We start from the raw sequence: 19,570 nt of genomic DNA, 5'->3' as shown, positions 1-19,570 counted from the left end.
GACGCATCCGGCGCAGCACCACCGGCGCCCGCGTTCACCCCGCAGGACCTGACGTCCCGTTCCATCCCCGTCGATGAGGACCGACCCCGTGAATCTGCTGCTCCTGTCCAATTCCACCCAGTACGGCCGCGGCTACCTGGCACACGTCCTCGACACCGTGACCGGCTTCCTGCCCGCCGGAGCGCGGCTGGCCTTCGTCCCGTACGCGCTCGCCGACCACGACGCCTACACCGCCAAGGTGCGCGGCGCGCTCGCCGGGGCGGGGATCGACGTGCGGGGCGTCCACGAGGGCGGCGACCGCTCGCGCGGCTCGGCGAGGCGGACGCCGTGTTCGTCGGCGGCGGCAACTCCTTCCGGCTGCTGAGCACGCTGTACCGCACCGGGCTGCGGACGGCGCTGGTCAAGGCGGTCGTCGACGGGCTGCCCTCCATGGGGGCCGGCGCCGGCACCAACATGGCGGCGCCCTCGCTGCGCACCACCAACGACATGCCGATCGTCGAGCCGCCGTCCTTCGAGGCGCTCGGGCTGGTCCCGTTCCAGATCAACCCGCACTACCTCGACCCGGACCCGGCGTCTACGCACAAGGGCGACGGACGTCGTCGGCCGGCCGCCGATGCCGTCCGCGCGCGGTCTGTCGGAGGCACCGTGTCGTCAATAGCCTGGTGCCGTCCGGACGTTGTCGACCGAGGAGCCTCATGTCCACCGCTCAGCAGGTCCCCGACATCCTCTCCCCCGAGTTCGCGGCGAACCCCTATCCCGCCTACCGGGTGATGCGGGAGAGTGCGCCCCTCATCCGGCACGAGGCCACCCGGAGCTGGATCGTCTCGCGCTACGAGGACGTGGAACGCGTCTTCAAGGACCGCGACGCACAGTTCACGACCGAGAACTACGACTGGCAGATCGAGCCCGTGCACGGCAGGACGATCCTCCAGCTGAGCGGTCGCGAACACGCGGTCCGGCGCGCGCTGGTCTCCCCGGCGTTCCGCGGAGCCGACCTGCGGGAGAGGTTCCTGCCGGTGATCGAGCGCAACTCCCGTGAACTCATCGACGCGTTCCGGCACACCGGCCGTGCCGACCTGGTGACCGACTACGCGACCCGCTTCCCCGTCAACGTCATCGCGGACATGCTGGGCCTGGACAAGGCCGACCACGACCGGTTCCACGGCTGGTACACGTCGGTCATCGCCTTCCTGGGCAACCTCGCCGGTGACCCCGAGGTCGCGGCGGCGGGTGCGCGTACCCGGGTCGAGTTCGCCGAGTACATGTTCCCCGTCATCCGGGAGCGCCGCGAGAACCCGGGGGACGACCTGCTGTCCACCCTGTGCGCCGCGGAGGTCGACGGGGTCCGGATGAGCGACGAGGACATCAAGGCCTTCTGCAGTCTGCTGCTCGCGGCGGGCGGCGAGACGACCGACAAGGCGATCGCGAGCATCTTCGCCAACCTGCTGGCGCACCCTGACCAGTTGGCGGCCGTACGCGAGGACCGGAGCCTGATCGACCGGGCCTTCGCCGAGACGCTGCGCTACACGCCGCCCGTCCATATGATCATGCGGCAGACGGCGTCCGAGGTCACGCTCAGCGGCGGCACCATACCGGCGGGAGCCACCGTCACCTGTCTGATAGGCGCGGCCAACCGGGACGGGACCCGTTACCGTGACCCGGACCGTTTCGACATCCTCCGCGACGACCTGTCGACGACGACCGCCTTCTCGGCCGCCGCCGACCATCTCGCCTTCGCCCTCGGCCGGCACTTCTGCGTCGGGGCGCTGCTGGCGAAGGCCGAGGTCGAGACCGGCGTCGGCCAGCTGCTGGACGCCATGCCCGACCTGCGGCCGGCCGAGGGGTTCGACGTGATGGAGCGTGGCGTGTTCACCCGGGGTCCGCAGTCGCTGCCGGTGCGGTTCACACCTCGCCGGGCCTGACGGAAGGTGCCGCGGGTCAGGGAACCACGGGCGTGAAGAGCGCCGGCAGAGCCGTCAGTCCCCGCATCCAGATGGACGGACGCCAGCTCAGTTCCTCGGGCTCCACCGCGAGTACCAGGTCGGGCAGGCGTTCCAGCAGGGTCTCGACCGCCGTGCGGGCGATGACGTCGGCGAGCAGCGGCGCCGGGTACGGGCACCGGTGCTCGCCGTTGCTGAAGGACAGGTGCGCGGAGTTCTCGGCGCCGGCGCGTGCCTCGGGCCAGAGCTGCGGGTCGGTGTTGGCCGCGGCGAGGCCGAGGACGAGACAGTCGCCGGCGCGGATCTGCCGGCCGCCCAGCTGGATGTCGTTCACGGCCCAGCGGCCGATGAAGTTCTGCGTCGGTGTGTCCAGCCACAGCACCTCGTTGAGGGCCTCTCCCACACTGAGGCGGCCGCCCGAGACGTTGAGGGCGAAGCGTTCGTCGGTGAGGAGCAGTCTGAGGGTGTTGCCGATCCAGTTGGCGGTGGGCTGCTGGGCCGCGGCGATGACGGAGATCAGGTCCTGGACCGTCTCCTCGTCGGTGAGTCCCGCCGGGTGCGTCAGCATCCGCGAGGTGACGTCGGGGCCGGGCCGCCCCCGCTTCTGCCGGACCAGCCGGTGGATGCGCTCCCCCACGCGCGCGTACGCCGCGACCGGGTCGTCGCCCTCCGCCGCGTCGAGGGAGATCCGCAGATCCTCGACCAGCTGCCGGGTCTCGGCGCCGCTGTGCGGCATCCCGCACATGCGCACCGCGGCGCGCATCGGCAGGGCGTGCGCGTAGCCGCTCATCAGCTCCGCGCGGCCGCTGCCGGCGAAGGCGGCGATGAGCCGGTCGGCGAGCTGCCGGCAGTTGCGGGCCAGCTCGAACTGGTCGACGCCCGCCAGCGCCTGCGTGATCACACCGGCCCGCCGCCGGTGCTCCTCGCCCTCGGTGAACAGGACCGACGGCTGGTGGCCGACGTAGGGCAGGAGCGGCCAGTCGGGCGGGATGTGCTCCCACTGGTTCCAGCGGCGCGAGTCCCGGGCGAACAGCTCGTCGTGGCTGGTCACATAGCTCACCTCGGGGTAGCCGAGGACGAGCCAGGCGGGGATGCCGCCGTCGAGGAGCACCGGCGCGACGGCCCCGTGCTCGCTCCGCAGGCCGCGGTACAACTGCGACGGCGTCTGCTGGTACTCGAGACCGGCCAGCGGTACGGCGTCCGGGTGCGCATGGCAGCCGGGTGCGTCGGTGCGGTCGGGTGCGGGGTCGGTGTGGGTCACGATGCGCTCTCCTGGGCCAGGGCCAGTTGGTAGAGGTGGTCCACGAGGGTGACCAGCACGTTCTTGCCCGACTTCCGCACCCGTGCGTCGCAGTCGACGAGCGGCACGCGGTCGGGCAGCGCGAGTGCCTGGCGGATATCGTCCAGGGAGTGCCTGGCCAAGTCGTCGTCGAAGCGGTTGACGGCCACCACGAACGGGGTGCCGTGGTGTTCCAGCCGGTCGATCGCGTACCAGGAGTCGTCCATCCGGCGGGTGTCCACGAGGACGACCGCGCCGAGCGTTCCGGAGAACAGCCGCTCCCAGAGGAACCAGAAGCGTTCCTGGCCCGGGGCGCCGAACAGGTAGAGGACCATACGGTCGTTGAGGCTGATCCGGCCGAAGTCGAAGGCGACGGTCGTGGTGGTCTTGGCGGTGACCTCGCCGGTCTCGTCGACGCCGACGCCTGCCTGGGTCATCACCTCCTCGGTGTTCAGCGGCCGGATCTCGCTGACCGAGCGGACCAGGGTGGTCTTGCCGACGCCGAAGCCGCCCACGACGACGATCTTCAGTCCGGTCTCGGCGGCGTCCGTCAGGGGCGTACGGCCGGAGGAGGCCGCTGCGAGGTCAGGCATGGTTTCAGAGGTTGCGGAGCCCATGGAGCACCTCCTGGAGAAGAGCGGTATCCGGGTGCGACGCGACGGACTGCCCCAGGCGCGGATGGCGGGCGGTGACCCTGCCGGTGGCGAGCAGGTCGCCGAGCAGGATGCGGACGACCGTGATCGGCAGTCCCAGCTCGGCGGCGAGTTCGACCACGGCCGTCGGGTGCCGGCACAGTTCGAGGATCCTGACGTGTTCCGACTGCAGGCCGGCCGCCGGCTCGCATTCGCTGACCACCAGGGTGACGAGGTCGAACGAGTCGTCGGCGCGGCTGCGTCCGCCCGTGACCGTGTAGAGCCGGTCGGGCTCGCCGGTGTCCACGGGCCTGCGAGTCACGACGAACGGCTCCCGGGGGCGGCGTGGCGCGGCTCGGCCCGCAGGTGGTCACCGATCTGCTCGACCATCTCGGTCATCTGGTGGCCGACCACTCCGGGGTCGGCGTCCTGCGCCGCCACGACGGCCAGGTGCGCGCCCTCGCCGGCCTCCACGACGAACAGCAACCCCCCGTGGAACTCCGTCATGGAGTGCCGGACGCCACCGGTTCCGTCGCCGAACTCCACGGAGGCGCCCTGGGCCAGGGCCTGGATGCCCGAGCAGATCGCGGCGAGCTGGTCGGCCCGGTCCAGGGTGAGGTGTTCGGTCCAGCAGAGCCTCAGACCGTCGCGGGAGAGGACGAGGGCGTGGCGGGTGCCGGGGGTGCGGTCGAGGAGTCTCTGCAGGAGCCAGGTGAGGCTGTTGTCGGTGGTCTGCATGATGGTTGCGGGGACGGTGGTTCCTGAGTCTGCGGTCACCGGCCCGTTCCTCCATTCTCACGAGCTCGAAGGGCGAGGGGGCGCCGATACGCGCCGTGCGGTGGGGTGGGCGGGGCGTGGTCTACCCCGGCGCGGGCGGTCCGGTCTCCGGGGCCCCGCCCGCGGCCCCGGACCGGCGTCCGCGGTGGAAGGCTCCGAAGCTGGCCCCGGCGTCCCGGTGCACCGGTGTCTTCCGGTCGGACGACTGCCGCTGCCGCTCCCGGCGTTCGCGCTCGGCGTCGGCCTCGGCCATGGTGCGGCCCGGGGAGCGGACGGGCAGGCCACCGGTCGTGGCGGGCTCCGGACGGGACCGCACCGGTCGCCCGGAGGGATCGGCGCGCCCGGACAGGCCGGCGGGGTCGGGGCGGACGTCCGGCACGCGCCCCGCGAGTGCCGGGGCGTCCGCGGCGGGGGCCGGGCCGGGGAACGGGACGGCGGAGGCACCGCCGGACGTACGGTCCGCGGTGACGGACGGTCCCGGGTCGCGTTGCTGGGCGAGCAACTGCGGAGGTACCAGGACGACCACACCCGTGCCGCCGCGCGACGAGGGCCGGTAGCTCACGCCGATCCGGTACTTGGCGGCCAGCCGTCCGACCACGGCGAGGCCGAGCCGCGTGCCCTGCAGTGAGGCCAGGTCGGTCGTCCGCCCCGACACCGCCTGCTCGGCGTGGCGCATGGCCGCGTCGGCCATCTTCAGTCCGCTGTCCTCGATGGTGACGACGACTCCGGCGGTACGTTCCTCCACATAGACGTGGACCTCGTCGATGGGCGGCGAGAAGTTGGCGGCGTTGTCCATCAGTTCGGCGAGCAGGTGCATGACGCCCTCGGCCGCGTGCCCGGAGATCGCGGCGCCGGTGGAGCAGTGCATCCGGACCCGCCGGTACGCGGCGATGCGGCCGACGGCACCGCGCAGGATGCTCTCCATCACGATCGGTTTGTTCCAGGCCCGGCTGGAGCGCCCGCCCATCAGGAGGGCCAGGCGGTCGGTGATGAGGCCGAGTTGTGAGGTGCTGTGGTCCAGGCGGAGCAGGTCACCGAGGACCTCCTCGCCGTGGCGGTCCTGCATGTCCCTGAGGTCGGCGAGCATGCCGACGGCCTTGGCCTGGACACGGCTGAGGGACTTGGCGGAGGCGGCCTGGGCCGCGGCGGTGCGCCGTTCGCTGTGCGCCAGCTCCCGGACGAACAACTCGGCGCAGGCGCGCAGTCGCGGGCACCGCGGCCACTCCAGTTCGGCGAGGACGACGTCCGCGGAGGTGCCTTCCCGCAGTTTCTCCACGGCGGCGGGCAGGGTGTCGCTCGCCAGGTGTTCCAGCTCCGCGGCCACCTGCCGGGTCTCCCCCACCGCCTGCCGGTGGCGGGCCTCGGCGTCCGCGGCGTGCCGTGCTGCGTCCGCCGTCAGGGAGGCGAAGCTCTGTACGAGCTGACGCAGGTGCGGGCCGGTAACGGGCGCGGTGTCGGCGACGGCCTCGTCCGCGCCCGTGCCGTCGCGGACCTGTCGCGCGATGCCCGGCAGGACGACGTTGACCAGGTACAGAAGGCCGGCGTTCTCCTGCGCGACGCGGGCCTTGAGAGCACTGATCTCCGTCCTCCGGTCCGTCGCGGCCCGGCGCTCCCGCCGGACCAGGTGGGCTCCGAGGACGACGGCCACGGCGACGCACAGCCAGGACGTCACGGCGAGGGTCGCGGTCCAGCCGCGGGCGGCCTCGGGCGCCGCCGCCCAGGCGGCACCGGCGGCAGTGGCGGCCGCCGGGAGCACGAGCAGGGGGGCGGCGGGGGTGGAGCGGCGGGCTTTCTGCGCCCGGGGCGGGGTGGGGGGTGCAGACACTGACATTCCGCGGTCCCTCTGGTCCTTGAGAGCGGGGAAAAGGCCGGTCGACATGCGTCGTCCGCGGGCCGGAGCCGTCCCACCCAGTACGTGGTGATCGCCTCCGGCGGGCTTGCGGCTCATGCTAGTCACCGCCTCGGGCACGGATGCCGGACCGACCACGGACCCCACCGAGGAGCGAACTTCTCCGACATCGCGCCGCTCGAACGCACCGATGTGATACAGGCGTTCTGGCGGAGGTGGGAGTCGCGACCCGGGGACCGCTCAGCCGCCGAGATGCCGCACCAGCGCCCGCGCGACCTCCTGGACGGCCGGTGCCGCCCACCGCCGGCGATGCCTGGCCAGCCGTACCGGTGCGTCGGGGAAACCCGGTCCGTCGACCCGTACCAGCCGCCCCTGCCTCAGCTCCTCCGCCACGGTGGTCAGCGGCAGCAGGGTCAGCCCCAGACCGGCCGCCACGCAGTTGCGCGCCGCGTCCACGCTCCCGAACCGGGTCAGCCTCGGCCGCCCGCCCGGCACGTCGAGCAACCGCCGTGCCAGCGCGTCGCTGTAGGAACAGCCCTCCTCCAGCAGGAAGAAGCTCTCCGCCGCCAGTTCCGGCCAGCTCACCGCGTGCGCCCGTTCGGCGAGGGGGTGTCCGGGCGCGGAGACGAGGGCGAGCGGCTCGAAGGCCACGCGTTCGCCCGTGACGTCGTGGAACTCCGTCTCCTCGTCCAGCAGCAGGGCCAGGTCGAGCCGTCCCGACCGCAGTCCTTCCAGGCACTGAGCGGTCCCGGCCGCGTACAGGTGGACGTCCACCTCCGGGTGGGACGCCCGCAGGGCGGCGACGACGCCGGGCAGTCGGCTCGCGCACAGGGACTCCGGGCTGCCGACCACCACCCGCCCCGACACGACGCCGGCGTCGTCACAGGCGGCGCGCAACCGCGCCAGGCTGTCGAGTACCTCCTCGGCCCGCTCCAGGAGCCGGTGGCCGGCGTCGGTGAGCAGCGCGCCGGTGGGCAAACGGTCGAAGAGGCGGACACCGAGGTCCCGTTCCAGGGTGCGGATGTGCACGGTGACCGTGGACTGGGCCAGGTGCAGTTCGGCGGCGGCGGCGGTGAAGCCGCCCGTGCGGGCGAGTGTGGTGAAGGTCGTCAGCAGCCTGGTGTCCACCTGGCTCAGCCTATGCGGTTTCCCGATGGGAGGTATCGGGGCCGATCGTTGGACACGATCGGTCCCGGGTGGCAGCGTGGTGGTCATGAGCACCGACGTGACGGGAACGAGCGACGTGGCAGGCTTTTCCGAGCCGCCGAACGATACCGAGATCCTGCGCTACGCCGCCTTCACCGGCGATGTGGCGGGCGGCAATCCGGCCGGAGTGGTCCTCGACGCCTCCGGGCTCGACGGCACGGCGATGCGGGCGGTCGCCGCCGATGTGGGGTACTCCGAGACCGTCTTCGTCACCGGCGGCGACACGGCGACGCGCCGGTTCCGGGTCCGCTACTTCAGTCCCCTCGCCGAGGTGACGTTCTGCGGGCACGCGACCGTCGCGCTGGCAGTCGCCCTCGCCGAGCGGACGGGACCCGGCGAGATCGTCCTCGACACGCCCGCCGGTGAGGTTCCCGTGTCCACCGCGGCCGACGACTCCGGCGCGGTGCGGGCCACCCTCACCAGCGTGCCGACGCGTTCCCGCCCGGCTCTCGCCACCGAGTCGGACGCCGCGCTCCGGGCGCTCGGCTGGGCCGCGGACGATCTGGACCCCGACCTGCCTGCGCACGTGGCGTTCGGGGGCGCCGACCACCTGGTGCTCGCCGCGGCCTCGCGGGCCCGGCTGGCCGACCTCGACTACGACTTCGACGGGCTCGCCGAGGTCATGCGGCGTCACGGCTGGACGACGGTGGACCTGGTGTGGCGCGAGTCGCCGGAGCGCTTCCACGCCCGCAACCCGTTTCCCGTAGGTGGCGTCGTGGAGGACCCGGCGACGGGAGCGGCGGCCGCCGCGTTCGGCGGGTACCTCCGCGAGCTGGGCCTGGTGACCCGGCGCGGCACGATCGCGATCCGCCAGGGCGAGGACATGGGGCGCCCCAGCGACCTGCTCATCGACGTGGACCCCGAGGATCCCCGCACACGGGTCACGGGACAGGCGGTGCCGATCCCCTCAGCCACGTCGGCCGGCTCGAAGCCGGGTATGTAGGCTGGCTTCCGCATACGTCCCTGAGCAGCCCGAGCGGTAGGAGCCGTCCCCCGATGTCCCCACGCGGCAGGCACACCCGAGCGGTGTCGCTGCTGCGTTGTGTGCTGGCGATGGTCACCTTGACCGTCGCCGTGCTGTGCGTGACGGCGGCGGGCCGCGGCTCGCCGGCCGCGGGCGCCGGGGACGGAGGTGCCGCGACCGTGTCGTCGTCTCCGGTCGCCGCCGGGGACGAGGCAGCCCCCACCGCCGACCTGGCCGCCGGGGACGAGGCGGGCCCTGCCGCCCCTCGCCCGTGTGAGAAGAAGGGCCTGTCCGAGCCGGCCTCGACGCGCGGGGATCTCCGCGTCGGCGAACCGTCGGCCGCGGGGGCCGCGGACACGACCGTGCAGCGCGGAACGCCGCTGTCGGCGACACCCGCCCACGCGCCCGCGGGACCCGCCCCGCCGACGAGCTGTGCCAGTGGCATCTCGACCACCGTTCTGAGGATCTAGACCGGCCGCCTTTCGTGCCGCGTCCGTCTCATCCTCTCGAACGGAGCCTTTCTCCATGCCTTCCTCCTCCCGGTCGCCGCGCCGGGCGGGAGCGGCACTCGCGTCCTGGCGGCCCGCCCAGTGGGCCGCCGCCACAGCCGGTGCCGCCCTGACCGCCGTCCTCGTGGGTGTCCCCACCGCGGTCGTGCCCTCCCCCTTCTTCGGCCGGACCGTCCCCGTCCAGTGGTGGAACTACCCGGTACTCGCCGCCACCGCCGCGCTCGCGGGCCTCGTCCTGGCCACCTTCGTCCGCCTCCCGGGGGCGGCGGACCCGCCCCGGGCCGACGGCCCCGGCAGCAGACTGGGCCCACTCGGCGGCCTGCTGTCCTTCCTCGCCGTGGGCTGCCCCGTCTGCAACAAGCTCGTTTTGCTGCTGCTCGGCAGCTCCGGCGCGCTGACCTACTGGGCTCCGCTCCAGCCGGTCGTCGCCGTGGCCTCCCTGGCCCTGCTGGCGGAAGCGGCGCTGCGCAGGCTGTCGACGGCCGAGGCCTGCCCGCTGCCGGCCCGCGCCTGAGCCCGGCCTCGGCCCTCCCCCGCACTTCTCACTCTTCCTCCTTCCGTGGAGTCGACCCATGAACGCTGAATCACGCCTGCCCAAGAAGTCCCGCCCGGGCTCCACCGCCGGGGGTGGCCCGGTGCCGCGCCGTCGGCTGCGTCCGGTGCTCGCCGCCGCAGTCCTCGTGGCCTCCGTCGTCGTCGCCGTCGTCGCCCTCGTCCCGGGTGACGAGTCCGCCGGCCGTCCCGCCACCGCGTCGGCCTCCGACTCGCCGTCCGCGGCTCCTCCCGCCGACCCCGCGCTGCTCGCCCTCGCCCGGCGGGATTCCGGCGATCCCTACGCCCTGGGCAAGCCGGACGCGCCCGTCGTGCTGATCGAGTACTCGGACTTCCAGTGCCCCTTCTGCGGCCGGTTCGCCCGCGAGACCAAACCCGAACTGCTGCGTGACTACGTCGACAAGGGCGTGCTGCGGATCGAGTGGCGCCATTTCCCGGTCTTCGGCGCGGAGTCGGAGCAGGCGGCCCGGGCCGCCTGGGCCGCGGGCCGGCAGAACCGGTTCTGGCAGTTCCACGACACCGCCTACGCGCATCCGCGCGAGCGCAACAAGGGCGACTTCGCCGAGAAGGCGCTGGTCGCCATGGCCAAGGAGGCGGGGGTCGGGGACCTCGACCGCTTCCGCGCCGACCTGGCCTCCCCGGCGGCCGACGCGGCCGTGACCCGGGACGTCGAGGAGGGCTACGCACTCGGCGTCAGCAGCACCCCGGCCTTCCTCGTCAACGGCCGGCCGATCCTGGGCGCCCAGCCCACGGACGTGTTCGCCGAAGCCGTCGAGGCGGCGGCCGAAGGGGCACACGCACAGGACGGCACCGATGAGTGACCCGGGCTTCGCGGTCGCCTTCCTCGGTGGGCTGCTGGCGCTGCTCAGTCCGTGCTCGGCGCTTCTGCTGCCCGCGTTCTTCGCCTACTCGTTCACCAGCCGCACCCGGCTGCTGGGACGCACCGCGCTGTTCTACGCCGGACTGTGCCTGACCATGGTGCCGCTGGGTGTGGCGGGCTCGCTGGCCGGGCGCCTCTTCTACGGACACCGCGACCTGCTGGTGACGGTGGGCGGCTGGCTCGTCATCGCCCTGGGGCTGGCGCAACTGCTGGGCATGGGCTTCGGTTCGCGCCGGCTCCAGCGGTCCGCGGGCGCGCGCCGGTCGGGTTCGGCGCTTTCCGTCACGGCCCTGGGCGCGGTGTACGGGCTGGCCGGCTTCTGCGCGGGCCCCATCCTCGGCAGCGTCCTCACGGTGGCGGCGATCGGCGGTGACCCCTGGCGGGGCGGTGCGCTGCTCGCGGTGTACGCCCTGGGCATGGCCGTGCCGATGTTCGTGCTGGCGGCCCTGTGGGACCGGTTCGACCTGGGCCGGCGACGCTGGCTGCGTGGCCGGCCGGTGCGCCTGGGCAGGCTGCGGCTGCACTCCACGTCACTGCTCGGCGGGGTGATGTTCATCGCCCTGGGCGCGCTGTTCCTGCTCTTCGACGGAACCTCGGCGCTGCCGTCGCTGATGGGGGTGGACACGGAGTTCGCCTGGGAGCAACGCCTGTCCCGCCTCGGGGACGCCGTCTCCGACCGTGCCCTGCTGGGTGTGCTCGCCCTCGCCGTGGCCGCGGGGGCCCTGGCCGTCCTGGTACGCGGGGCCCGCGCGGCACGCCGCGGTGAAGGGGGCGGCTGAGGGCCGGGACCGGCGGCACAGAGGGGTGCCCTGCGGGGCGCCCCTCTCCCCAGGGCTTCGTCCGACGGATTCCGGCAGGGCTGTGCGCCGGTCCGGTCGTCCGGGACGCCGCCCTTCTCACCGGCTTTCGCGCACCCGCCGTACGAGGTCGTCGGCGGCCCGGGGCCACTCGGGGTGGTCGAACGCGAACCCCGCCTCGCGCAGTCGGCCGGGGACGACGCGCCGGCTCTTGAGAAGCAGCTCGGTGTCCGAACGCAGGACGAGGGCGCCGAGTTCGGCCATCCACCGCGTCGCCGGCAGACCCACCGGCATGCCCCACGCCTGGCGCAGTGCGCGCATGAACGCGCGCTGGGGCAGCGGAGCCGGCGCGGCGAGGTTCACGGGTCCGGTGAAGTCGTCGCGGCCGACGAGGAAGTCGACCGCGCGGACGAAGTCCTGGTCGTGGATCCAGGACACGTACTGCGCACCGCCCGCGACGGAGCCGCCGAGGCCCAGTCGCGTCAGCCACAGCAGGACGTCCAGGACGCCGCCCCGGTCCGGGCTCATCACCATGGCGGAGCGCAGGGCCACCTTGCGGGTGTGCGGGGTGTCCGCCCGCTCCTGCTCCCGCTCCCAGGCCTTGGCGATGTCGACGCTGTACGACCAGTGGTCCGGGACTCCCGGTTCGGCTCCGCCGAGCAGGCCGGTGGCCTCGTCGTTGGGCGCGTCGAAGCGTGGGCGTAGACGGTGGCGGTGCTCATCTGCAACCAGATGCCGGGCGGCTCGGCGGCTGCCGAGATCGCCTCGCCGACGGCACGCGCGGACTCCACACGCGAGTCCATCATCGCCTTCAGGTTGCCCGGGGTGCAGCGGCAGCTCACGCTGCGACCGGCCAGGTTGACGACCACGTCGCTGCCGTCGACCTCCTTGACCCACGCACCCGGCGTCCGGCCGTCCCATCCGACCTCGCCCCGCCGCTCCGGCCGCCGGGTGAGCACCACGACGTCATGGCCGGCGGCGGTCCACGCACGCTTCAGCACCGTACCGACCTGCCCGGTTCCCCCGGGGATCACGATCTTCACCGGACGCTCCCTCCCCCGCCTCATGTGCTCGCGCGAGCGACCCTATCCCACATTTGAACGCGTTCAAATACACGGGGCGGTGACGCCCCGCCCCTCGGCGGACCACCGCCCAACACCGTCTGGGCGCCCGTGGGATGCGGCCGGGCGTGACAGCGGATCGGATGGGTGCCATGCGCAGACCCATAGCCGTGGCGTCCAGCCACTCACGCCGCCTGCTCACGTCAGGCGTCCTCCTCGCCTCCCAGTCACTCCTCCTCGGCCTGGCCGCGGTCCCCGCGTCGGCCGACGACGTGCGGACTCCCGTCCGCGGCACCGCGTACATGGGCAGCGGTGTCCTCGCCCACGAGGGGGTCCAGGGGCGGCCCGCCGAGACCCGCGCCGCCCAGACGGAGGGCGTGGACGTCTCCAGCCACCAGGGCAACGTCGCCTGGCCGACCCTCTGGAACAGCGGGGTGAAGTGGGCCTACGCGAAGGCCACCGAGGGGACGTCCTACCGCAATCCCTACTACGCCCAGCAGTACGGCGGTTCGTACGACGTCGGCATGATCCGCGGCGCCTACCACTTCGCCATCCCGGACGGCGCCGGCGGTGCCGCCCAGGCCGACTACTTCGTCGACCACGGCGGCGGCTGGTCGAAGGACGGCAGGACGCTGCCCGGCGTGCTCGACATCGAGTACAACCCGTACGGGGACACCTGCTACGGCAGGACGACGAGTCAGATGGTGGGCTGGATCCGGGACTTCCTCGACCGGTACAAGGAGCGCACCGGACGCCGGGCCGTCATCTACACCTCCACCAACTGGTGGAAGCAGTGCACCGGGGACTACAGCGGCTTCGGCGCCACCAACCCGTTGTGGATCGCCCGGTACGCCTCGACCGTGGGCCCCCTCCCGGCCGGCTGGGACGTCCACACGATGTGGCAGTACACCTCGTCGGGACCGACCGTCGGGGACCACGACAAGTTCAACGGAGCGCTCGATCGAGTCAAGGCGCTGGCCAACGGCTGACGCGGACCGCCGGGCCCCCGGCCGTCCGTGGCTCAGCGATCGGTGAGAGACCCCACGATGTCGGCGACCTGCTCACGCACCACGTCCCGGGCCCCGGGAGGCAGGGCGCCGACGTCCGTACGCTCCAGGGCGGCGAGCACCTCGTCGGCGCCCGCGTCGCACGGTGCGCTCTCACTCACGACCTCGTAGCCGTCGCGGACGGCGATCCGCAGGCGGCGCCGACCCTCGCCGTCGGCGTGCACGGCGGTGGCGACCACCAGGGGCGGCGGCCCGCCGGCCTCGGCGGGCCGCTTGCGGTAGCCGCTGGCCATCGGGGTGCGCCAGCCGAGGCTCAGCAGCAGGTGACGCTTCGCCACGACCTCGGCCAGGTCGGTCTCGTAGGCCCGGTCCGGCCCCAGCACGGTGGCGCGGGCGTCCAGGACGAGGGCCGCGGGCAGCAGGCAGCGCAGGCTGCTGCCGACGAGGTTGCCGCCGACCGTGGCCGTCCGGCGTACGGCTCCGGTGCCCACCGTGCCGGCCGCCCTTCGCAGCACCTCGGGCACACGCTCGTCGATGCGGTGCAGTACCACGGCCGCCCCCAGCGCCTCGGGTTCGACCGCGGTCGCCTCGGGCAGGTTCCGCAGCGACATGGCCAGTTCCGGGAAGCCGTCCCGCTGCCAGGTCGCCCACACGAGGGTGGCACCGCCGATGGGCACCGCTCCCTCGGCCATGCACTCCTGCGCTTCGGAGACGGATGTGGGCAGACGCAACAGCATGGCGCTCGACCTGCTTTCCCCGGAAGGCGGCGGTGGACGACCCCGCCCCTCCCGCCGCGTGATCACGGCCACTGCGCATTGTCCGTACCGCCGCGGGGGCGCGTACAGGGCTCACTTATTCTTCATGTGCGCCCTGCGCGCGCCGGACAGGACGCTTGTAGTACCGCCACGGGAACGCCCCGGAGCCGACCTGTGTCCACCCCCGCTCCTCCATCCGGCGGTGCCGGGCACCGACCGCGAAGGAGACCCTGCGGTGCTCCCAGGGGCGGCCGGACTTCTCGACGACATGGAAGAACGGGCCGTAGTCGACCATGTGCCAGCCGTCCGCGCCGGCTTCGGCGAGTGCCTGCATCTCGTTGAACGCGGTCAGCGGCGTCAGCACCCGCCGCTCCGCCGGTCCGGACGCGTCCGGGCCGGGCCGCCCCCGGTCGGCGAACCTCTGCTGGGCGGCCTGCCGGCTCACGCCGAGGACACCGCCCACGGTGTCCCAGCTCTGCCCCGCGGCTCGCGCGCCCTGGACCGCCTCGCGCAGCAGCCTGCTCGTCTCCTCGGCGCCGACGCGACTGGCCGCCACCAGGCGGAGATAGCCTTCGGGATCGTGCTCCAGCGACTCCACCAGTCCGTCCGGGGCGTCCAGGACGGCGGCCGCGACGCCCTCCCGGATACGCAGGATCTCTTCCTCGGTGAGCGGCTCCGTCCCGCTCACCGCCGCACTCCCTTCGCCTCGTCGCCGCGCAGCGGCTCCAGGCCGTCGAGCTTCTCCAGGTCCCGCTCCAGACGCGCGGTGTCGGCGGAGGTCGGGGCGCTCCCCGACAGGGAAGCGGCGAGGAGTACTCCCATGACGAGGACGACCAGGAGGTCCGCGGCCACCAGGACGACGTAGGCCGGCGTGCCGAGGTCGTCGACGAGTGAGATCGCCACAGCGATCAGGGCGGTGACCACGGCGAGGAGACCGGTGGCGGCCGCCGGCACGGCTGGAGCGGAGCGCGTCGAAGAGTGCATGCTGTCAAGGTTTCCTTGACAGCATGCACCTTGTCAAGGAAACCTTGACACCTCCGGCGAGCGGCACGCGGTCACACGCGCGCGGCCAGGAACTCCAGCAACACGGCGTTGAAGCGCTCGGGTTGCTCGGCGCCGGGGAGGTGGCCGGCCTTCTCGACGACGGCCAGGGTGGAGTGCGGGACGAGGCGGTGAAGGGACTCCGCCTCCGCGACGGGGGTGTAGACGTCGTCCGCGCCGACGACGACCAGGACCGGAACCCGTACGGCGGCCAGGACCTCCCGGTAGTCGGGGCGTTCGGCCCTTCCGCGCAGGGCCGCCGCCGCGCCCCGCGGGTCGGTGGCGCACATCATCTCCAGGACACGGGCGGCCACGTCCGGCATGGCGGTGACGTTGTAGGAGGCGAGCATCTTGTCGATGACCTCGTGCGCGTAACCGTCCATGCCCTCGGCAAGCAGCCTGTCGGCCAGCCGGTTGCGGAACTCCTTGCCCTCCTGGGTCTCGGCGGGCGCGGAGGTGTCGGACAGGACGAGTGCCCGTACCCGCTCCGGATGCCGCAGCTGGAACTCCATGGAGATCTGGCCGCCCATGGAGACGCCGCCGACGACCGCGCGCTCGATGCCCGAGTGGTCCAGGAGCTCGGCGAGGTCGTCGGCGAAGTCGGCGAGCAGCACCTTGCCGGGGGTGACGCCGCTACGGCCGTAGCCGCGCAGGTCGGGGGTGACGACGCGGTGGCCGGCTTCCGTCAGGGCCGCCACCTGGGGTGCCCACAGGGTGCGGTTGAAGGGATGCCCGTGGATCAGAAGGACCGGGAGTCCGGCCGAGGGACCGGAGTCGTCGTAGTCGATCGTGGCGCCGCGCACGGTTGCGAAGTTCATTCCGGGCACCCTAGCGGGATGCCGCCCGGCGGGAGGCATGTGGCACGGGACGTCTCAAGGAACGAGCAGCGCCTCGGCCAACTCCGCGCGCAGTTCCTCTCCTTGCTTGAGGACCAGCTCGGGCAGCCGCGCGTTCCACTGCCGCGCGGCGCCGTCCAGCGCCTCGGCGAAGGCCCTGCGCGCGCGGCGCCCCATGACGGCCGTCACGACGGGGAGCAGCGGACGGGCGAAGGAGCGGCCCCTGACCCGCGCCTTCACGGTCACCCGCCAGTGTCCGTCCGGTGCCGGACGCGGTACGACCGTCACGGTGGCGCGCGCGAGCGCGTGCGCCAGGTCTCCGCTCAGGGGCGCTGGGACGGAGCGTCGGCCGCTGCCCGCGGCCGACGGCCACCATCGGCCGAGGTCGAGGCGCAGACGTACGGTGCCGCCGAGGTACTTCGCCCGCTTGTCCCCGCTCGCCCGCAGTGTCGCCGAGAGCCGCGCCTCCCGTGGCCGGGCGGCGCTCACGAGCCGGAGCACGCAGGCCGACTGTGCGCGGTGGGCCGGGTCGCCGTCGAGGGAGACGACCTCCAGCGCCGTCTCGCGGTGCCGGTCCCAGGCGAGGACGGTGACCGTCTGGTCGGCGTCCGGTTGCCCGTCCTGCTCGCGCACGGGCCGGTAACGGGTGCCCGGTCGCAGATGGCTCCCCTCGGACAGGACCAGGCCGGGCAGGAGTCGTCCGTCGGGCAGTCGCAGACGCGTTCCGTCGGCGTCCAGGCTTTCCGCCAGGTCGTGAAGCGTGCTGACGCACGACTCGAACCAGCGGCGGGGCACGGGGGCGAGGGTCACGGTGTGCTGAAAGCGGGCCATGGGACAAGGATGGAGGCTCAGGGGTCGTCGGGTCTCGGGTGTGGCCGGGCAGTGGGAGGAGAGCCGAAAATGACCGTGCGGCTGAGCGCCGTCAGCCGATCAGGTGTGCGTGACGAATCAGCCGGCCATCGGCACTCTGACCCTGCTGCACAGGATTCCGGACGTCTGGGACGCTGATCCCTGGGCCGAGGTGCGGCCGTTGCTCGACGGCGTGGACGTCCCTAAGGGGTTCCACCCGGAAGGAAGAGCGGACAGCTGCCGTTACTGGAGAGGACCGGCCGAGAGCTGGCCGCCGGCGGTCACGGAGAAGTCACGCCGGGTCATGATCACAGAACCGACCTGCACGGCCGGCTGCTGCGGGGCCCTGTACGTCGTGATGCGCCGCGAGGGCGGCCTGGTGATCTGGGACGCCTGGGAGAACACCAGCGACAGGACCGCGGTGCCCCCGGTCTTCCGCTTCGACACCGCCCAGTACGAAGCCGAACTCGCCCGGGCCGCGGCGGACCGCGGCTGGGAGGAGCCGCTGGACACCATCGCCCGGCTCCTGGAACAGACCCTCGCGGACAGCGGGTGGTTCGAGCGGTGGGGCTGCGTCCTCACGGGCGTCTCGCCACGGCGTGCGGAGCCGCACCTTCCCGAGGAGATCACCAGCCCCGAGGGCGTCGACGTCGAGTTCCGTCAGGTCCGGGGGCCCGGGGCGGACGACCCACGCAAGGCCGTCGATGCCCCAGGAGCGTGAGGACCGGCCGCCAGGAAGGCCGAGGGCGCCGTGGAGGCCCTGGAGGAGGGTTTCGGGCCGGTGCGGCGGACCCGGTCACTCGGTGGTCCGGACCCGCCGCCACGAGAGCCGGCCGTCACGCGGCGGCGGCCACCGGTACGGTGCGCTCGGCGTCGTTCAGCCACTCGATCAGAGAGGTCCGGGCGCGGGCGACCCGTGAACGCACCGTCCCTATCGGGCACTCGCTGACATCGGCCGCCTCCGCGTAGGGCAGTCCGAGCAGTTGGGTGAGGACGAACGCCTCACGGCGTTCGTCGGGAAGCGTGGCCAGCAGTTCGGTGAGGGCGACGCCGTCGTCGAAGCCGGGCAGACCGCGCGGCTGGGTTCGCTCGGCGGCCGACTCCCAGTCGTCCATGGCCGCCAGGCGCGGCCGGGAGGAGTCGCGGCGGATGCTGTCGGCCACCGCTCGGCGGGCGATGGAGAGCAGCCAGGTGCGGGCCGACGAACGTCCTTCGAAGTGGTGCAGGCTGCCGAGGGCCCGCAGGAAGGTGTCCTGGGTCAGGTCGTCGGCGCTCTGCGGATCGGCGCCGAGGAAGGTCACGTAGCGGCGGACGTCCCGGTGCAGGGCGCGTACGAAGTGGTCGACGGCGTCGGGGTCGCCGGTGCGCGCGGCGAGTGCCCAGGCCGTGATCGACGCCTCCTTCGCGTCCGTACCCGGTTGCCTGCGTGAGGGGGGCGGGGCGGGAGTGGTCACCTGTGTCTGTCCTTCTCGGAAGCGGGGATCCGGTCTTCCGGGCCGGGGCGGCCGGTGCGGGACGGGCCGACGGCGCGGTGGGACCGGGGACGGGGTGACGGCCGGGCGCGTCGGCGCGCGGCCGGTGCCCGAGGCGCGACGCCGGCGGATCGACGGCTCTGCGGCCCTGTCGCTCGACGGCGAGACGGCTCGACCGGTTCGTCGAGGGCCTCGGGAATCCTGCTGTCGTCAGACGACAGCGACCCCGGCGGGCGGGCCCCGGGAGGTGATCGCGTGGGCGAGGAGGAGGCGGCGCGGTGCGCGGACGGAGGCGGCTCGGCGGGCCCGGACGCGCGGCCGGTGCGGCGGCGCGGGCAGCGCGACCAGCAGCAGGCGCAGCGGCGCGACCAGCCGGGCGGCGAGGGAGCGCACGATGCGGAACGCGGCGCGTTCGCCGTGGGCCAGCCAGAGTCCGCACAGCAGCGCGGCCACCAGGTGGGCGGCGAGCATGCCGGTCGAGGACATGTCGCCCATGACATGACCGCCGGGGTCGACGGGGACCACGGCGTTCATGCCGTGCGCGGAGTGAGCGGCGTGGGTGCCGTGGCCCGCGGTGCTCACGGGTGTCCACATGGCGCCCTGCTCCGCGCCCGAGTCCGACGGCATCCCGCACAGCAGGATGTCCAGCCACCGGCGTACGAGGGACTCGTCGCCCGGGGACCGGGGGCGTGCCGTCGCCTGGGCGAGCGAGAAGGACGCGTGCAGTGCGGTCTGGGCGGCCATCGCGGCGCAGACGACGGCGAGCCGTCCGCGTTCCCGGGCGGCGAGCCACCAGGCGGCGGCGCCCGTCGCCGACGCGCCCGCGGCGACGGCCCGCCAGGGCACCGCGGTGGTGGACATCAGGGTGTGGCCCAGGAGGGCGAGCAGCACGCAGACGGCCGCGAACACCGCGGCCCGTACCGTGCGAGAGCACCACCCTGCAGTCATGGCGGCCTCATCCTCGCATCCGGACTTCCGTGATCACCGATGAGTACGGATTTCGGCCCGGCAGCCCACGCGTCGGACGCGCGTGATCCACGCCACATGTCACGCGCGGGTGGTCGAAGCGGACGGGTGAAGTCGTCACCGGTCGACGGCGCTCCGGCCCGCCCCGCGTCCGGACGGGTGAACGGTCTCCCGGTACGACGATCGGAACCCGCCGCC

Annotated in this window: 21 protein-coding genes and 2 pseudogenes; 9 read left to right on the top strand and 14 right to left on the bottom strand. The window is 73.3% G+C overall.

Translation table 11 applies throughout. The annotated features are described in order from the left end of the window. Positions 1–88: 88 nt before the first annotated feature. A pseudogene (gene pepE, locus ACH4NX_RS02535) lies at positions 89–636 on the top strand (dipeptidase PepE); the annotation flags it as partial. A gap of 59 nt (positions 637–695) precedes the next feature. Further along, a complete protein-coding gene (locus tag ACH4NX_RS02530) occupies positions 696–1,922 on the top strand; it encodes a cytochrome P450 (protein ID WP_398127393.1) in 1,227 nt (408 codons plus the stop codon). A 16-nt stretch (positions 1,923–1,938) separates the two neighbouring features. Here ACH4NX_RS02530 and ACH4NX_RS02525 read toward each other — a convergent pair whose 3' ends face one another. The 6 genes from ACH4NX_RS02525 to ACH4NX_RS02500 all read right to left on the bottom strand — a co-directional run bounded on the left by ACH4NX_RS02525 (position 1,939) and on the right by ACH4NX_RS02500 (position 7,605). Further along, positions 1,939–3,201 (bottom strand): cytochrome P450, encoded by a 1,263-nt coding sequence (locus ACH4NX_RS02525; protein WP_398127392.1) that lies wholly within the window; start codon positions 3,199–3,201, stop codon positions 1,939–1,941. Next, positions 3,198–3,836 carry an ATP/GTP-binding protein gene (locus tag ACH4NX_RS02520; RefSeq protein ID WP_351393762.1) on the bottom strand — a complete coding sequence of 213 codons (639 nt, stop codon included), beginning with the start codon at positions 3,834–3,836 and terminating at the stop codon, positions 3,198–3,200. Before ACH4NX_RS02520 ends, ACH4NX_RS02525 begins: the two co-directional genes overlap by 4 nt. After that, a complete protein-coding gene (locus ACH4NX_RS02515) occupies positions 3,817–4,173 on the bottom strand; it encodes a DUF742 domain-containing protein (protein ID WP_351393760.1) in 357 nt (118 codons plus the stop codon). The genes ACH4NX_RS02520 and ACH4NX_RS02515 overlap by 20 nt, the downstream gene beginning before the upstream one ends. After that, positions 4,170–4,589: a roadblock/LC7 domain-containing protein gene (locus ACH4NX_RS02510; protein ID WP_351394091.1), complete on the bottom strand. Its 420-nt coding sequence runs from the start codon at positions 4,587–4,589 to the stop codon at positions 4,170–4,172. Before ACH4NX_RS02510 ends, ACH4NX_RS02515 begins: the two co-directional genes overlap by 4 nt. Positions 4,590–4,710: 121 nt before the next feature. Then, the gene (locus ACH4NX_RS02505) at positions 4,711–6,459 is read right to left on the bottom strand and encodes an ATP-binding protein (protein WP_398127391.1); all 1,749 of its coding nucleotides are present in this window, start codon (positions 6,457–6,459) and stop codon (positions 4,711–4,713) included. Between the two features lie 258 nt (positions 6,460–6,717). Continuing rightward, positions 6,718–7,605 (bottom strand): LysR family transcriptional regulator, encoded by an 888-nt coding sequence (locus tag ACH4NX_RS02500; RefSeq protein WP_398127390.1) that lies wholly within the window; start codon positions 7,603–7,605, stop codon positions 6,718–6,720. 85 nt (positions 7,606–7,690) lie between these two features. Here ACH4NX_RS02500 and ACH4NX_RS02495 point away from each other — a divergent pair, with 85 nt between their 5' ends. Genes ACH4NX_RS02495 through ACH4NX_RS02475 form a run of 5 tightly spaced genes read left to right on the top strand, consistent with a single transcriptional unit; the run spans position 7,691 to position 11,367 of the window. Continuing rightward, a complete protein-coding gene (locus ACH4NX_RS02495) occupies positions 7,691–8,626 on the top strand; it encodes a PhzF family phenazine biosynthesis isomerase (protein ID WP_398127389.1) in 936 nt (311 codons plus the stop codon). Positions 8,627–8,679: 53 nt separating this feature from the next. Further along, on the top strand, positions 8,680–9,117 hold the full coding sequence (locus ACH4NX_RS02490; protein ID WP_351393748.1) for a hypothetical protein: 438 nt from the start codon (positions 8,680–8,682) through the stop codon (positions 9,115–9,117). A gap of 55 nt (positions 9,118–9,172) precedes the next feature. Then, on the top strand, positions 9,173–9,670 hold the full coding sequence (locus ACH4NX_RS02485) for a hypothetical protein (RefSeq protein WP_351393746.1): 498 nt from the start codon (positions 9,173–9,175) through the stop codon (positions 9,668–9,670). A gap of 58 nt (positions 9,671–9,728) precedes the next feature. Continuing rightward, on the top strand, positions 9,729–10,529 hold the full coding sequence (locus tag ACH4NX_RS02480; RefSeq protein ID WP_398127388.1) for a DsbA family protein: 801 nt from the start codon (positions 9,729–9,731) through the stop codon (positions 10,527–10,529). Next, the gene (locus ACH4NX_RS02475) at positions 10,522–11,367 is read left to right on the top strand and encodes a cytochrome c biogenesis CcdA family protein (RefSeq protein WP_351393741.1); all 846 of its coding nucleotides are present in this window, start codon (positions 10,522–10,524) and stop codon (positions 11,365–11,367) included. The genes ACH4NX_RS02480 and ACH4NX_RS02475 overlap by 8 nt, the downstream gene beginning before the upstream one ends. Positions 11,368–11,484: 117 nt before the next feature. Here ACH4NX_RS02475 and ACH4NX_RS02470 read toward each other — a convergent pair. Next, a pseudogene (locus ACH4NX_RS02470) lies at positions 11,485–12,428 on the bottom strand (DUF1731 domain-containing protein). 170 nt (positions 12,429–12,598) lie between these two features. Between ACH4NX_RS02470 and ACH4NX_RS02465 the strand changes: the two are divergent. Continuing rightward, positions 12,599–13,435: a lysozyme gene (locus ACH4NX_RS02465; RefSeq protein ID WP_351393738.1), complete on the top strand. Its 837-nt coding sequence runs from the start codon at positions 12,599–12,601 to the stop codon at positions 13,433–13,435. A 32-nt stretch (positions 13,436–13,467) separates the two neighbouring features. On the opposite strand, the gene ACH4NX_RS02460 is transcribed toward ACH4NX_RS02465, so the two are convergent. From ACH4NX_RS02460 to ACH4NX_RS02440, 5 genes are all read right to left on the bottom strand, one after another. Next, complete coding sequence (locus ACH4NX_RS02460) at positions 13,468–14,190, bottom strand: FAD binding domain-containing protein (protein WP_351393735.1); 723 nt, start codon at positions 14,188–14,190, stop codon at positions 13,468–13,470. A gap of 115 nt (positions 14,191–14,305) precedes the next feature. Further along, positions 14,306–14,896 (bottom strand): hypothetical protein, encoded by a 591-nt coding sequence (locus ACH4NX_RS02455; RefSeq protein ID WP_351393733.1) that lies wholly within the window; start codon positions 14,894–14,896, stop codon positions 14,306–14,308. Next, entirely contained in the window at positions 14,893–15,192 is a 300-nt protein-coding gene (locus ACH4NX_RS02450) for a hypothetical protein (RefSeq protein ID WP_351393730.1), read from the bottom strand. Before ACH4NX_RS02450 ends, ACH4NX_RS02455 begins: the two co-directional genes overlap by 4 nt. A 71-nt stretch (positions 15,193–15,263) precedes the next feature. Continuing rightward, positions 15,264–16,067, bottom strand: a complete 804-nt coding sequence (locus ACH4NX_RS02445; RefSeq protein ID WP_398127387.1) for an alpha/beta fold hydrolase — start codon at positions 16,065–16,067, stop codon at positions 15,264–15,266. Positions 16,068–16,121: 54 nt separating this feature from the next. Then, the gene (locus ACH4NX_RS02440; protein ID WP_398127386.1) at positions 16,122–16,916 is read right to left on the bottom strand and encodes a hypothetical protein; all 795 of its coding nucleotides are present in this window, start codon (positions 16,914–16,916) and stop codon (positions 16,122–16,124) included. A gap of 109 nt (positions 16,917–17,025) precedes the next feature. Here ACH4NX_RS02440 and ACH4NX_RS02435 point away from each other — a divergent pair, with 109 nt between their 5' ends. Continuing rightward, a complete protein-coding gene (locus ACH4NX_RS02435) occupies positions 17,026–17,655 on the top strand; it encodes a hypothetical protein (protein WP_351393723.1) in 630 nt (209 codons plus the stop codon). A gap of 115 nt (positions 17,656–17,770) precedes the next feature. Here the strand turns inward: ACH4NX_RS02435 and ACH4NX_RS02430 are convergent, their stop codons facing one another. Both ACH4NX_RS02430 and ACH4NX_RS02425 read right to left on the bottom strand, forming a co-directional pair. Beyond that, positions 17,771–18,388, bottom strand: coding sequence for a sigma-70 family RNA polymerase sigma factor (locus tag ACH4NX_RS02430; RefSeq protein WP_351393721.1), 618 nt, complete (start codon positions 18,386–18,388; stop codon positions 17,771–17,773). 228 nt (positions 18,389–18,616) lie between these two features. Continuing rightward, entirely contained in the window at positions 18,617–19,354 is a 738-nt protein-coding gene (locus ACH4NX_RS02425; RefSeq protein ID WP_398127385.1) for a hypothetical protein, read from the bottom strand. Positions 19,355–19,570 lie beyond the last annotated feature (216 nt).

This window comes from Streptomyces sp. NPDC017225, assembly GCF_044331465.1.
Classification (GTDB): domain Bacteria; phylum Actinomycetota; class Actinomycetes; order Streptomycetales; family Streptomycetaceae; genus Streptomyces.
Note: the sequence above shows the minus strand (reverse complement) of the source record. Positions and strands in the feature narration are given on the sequence as shown.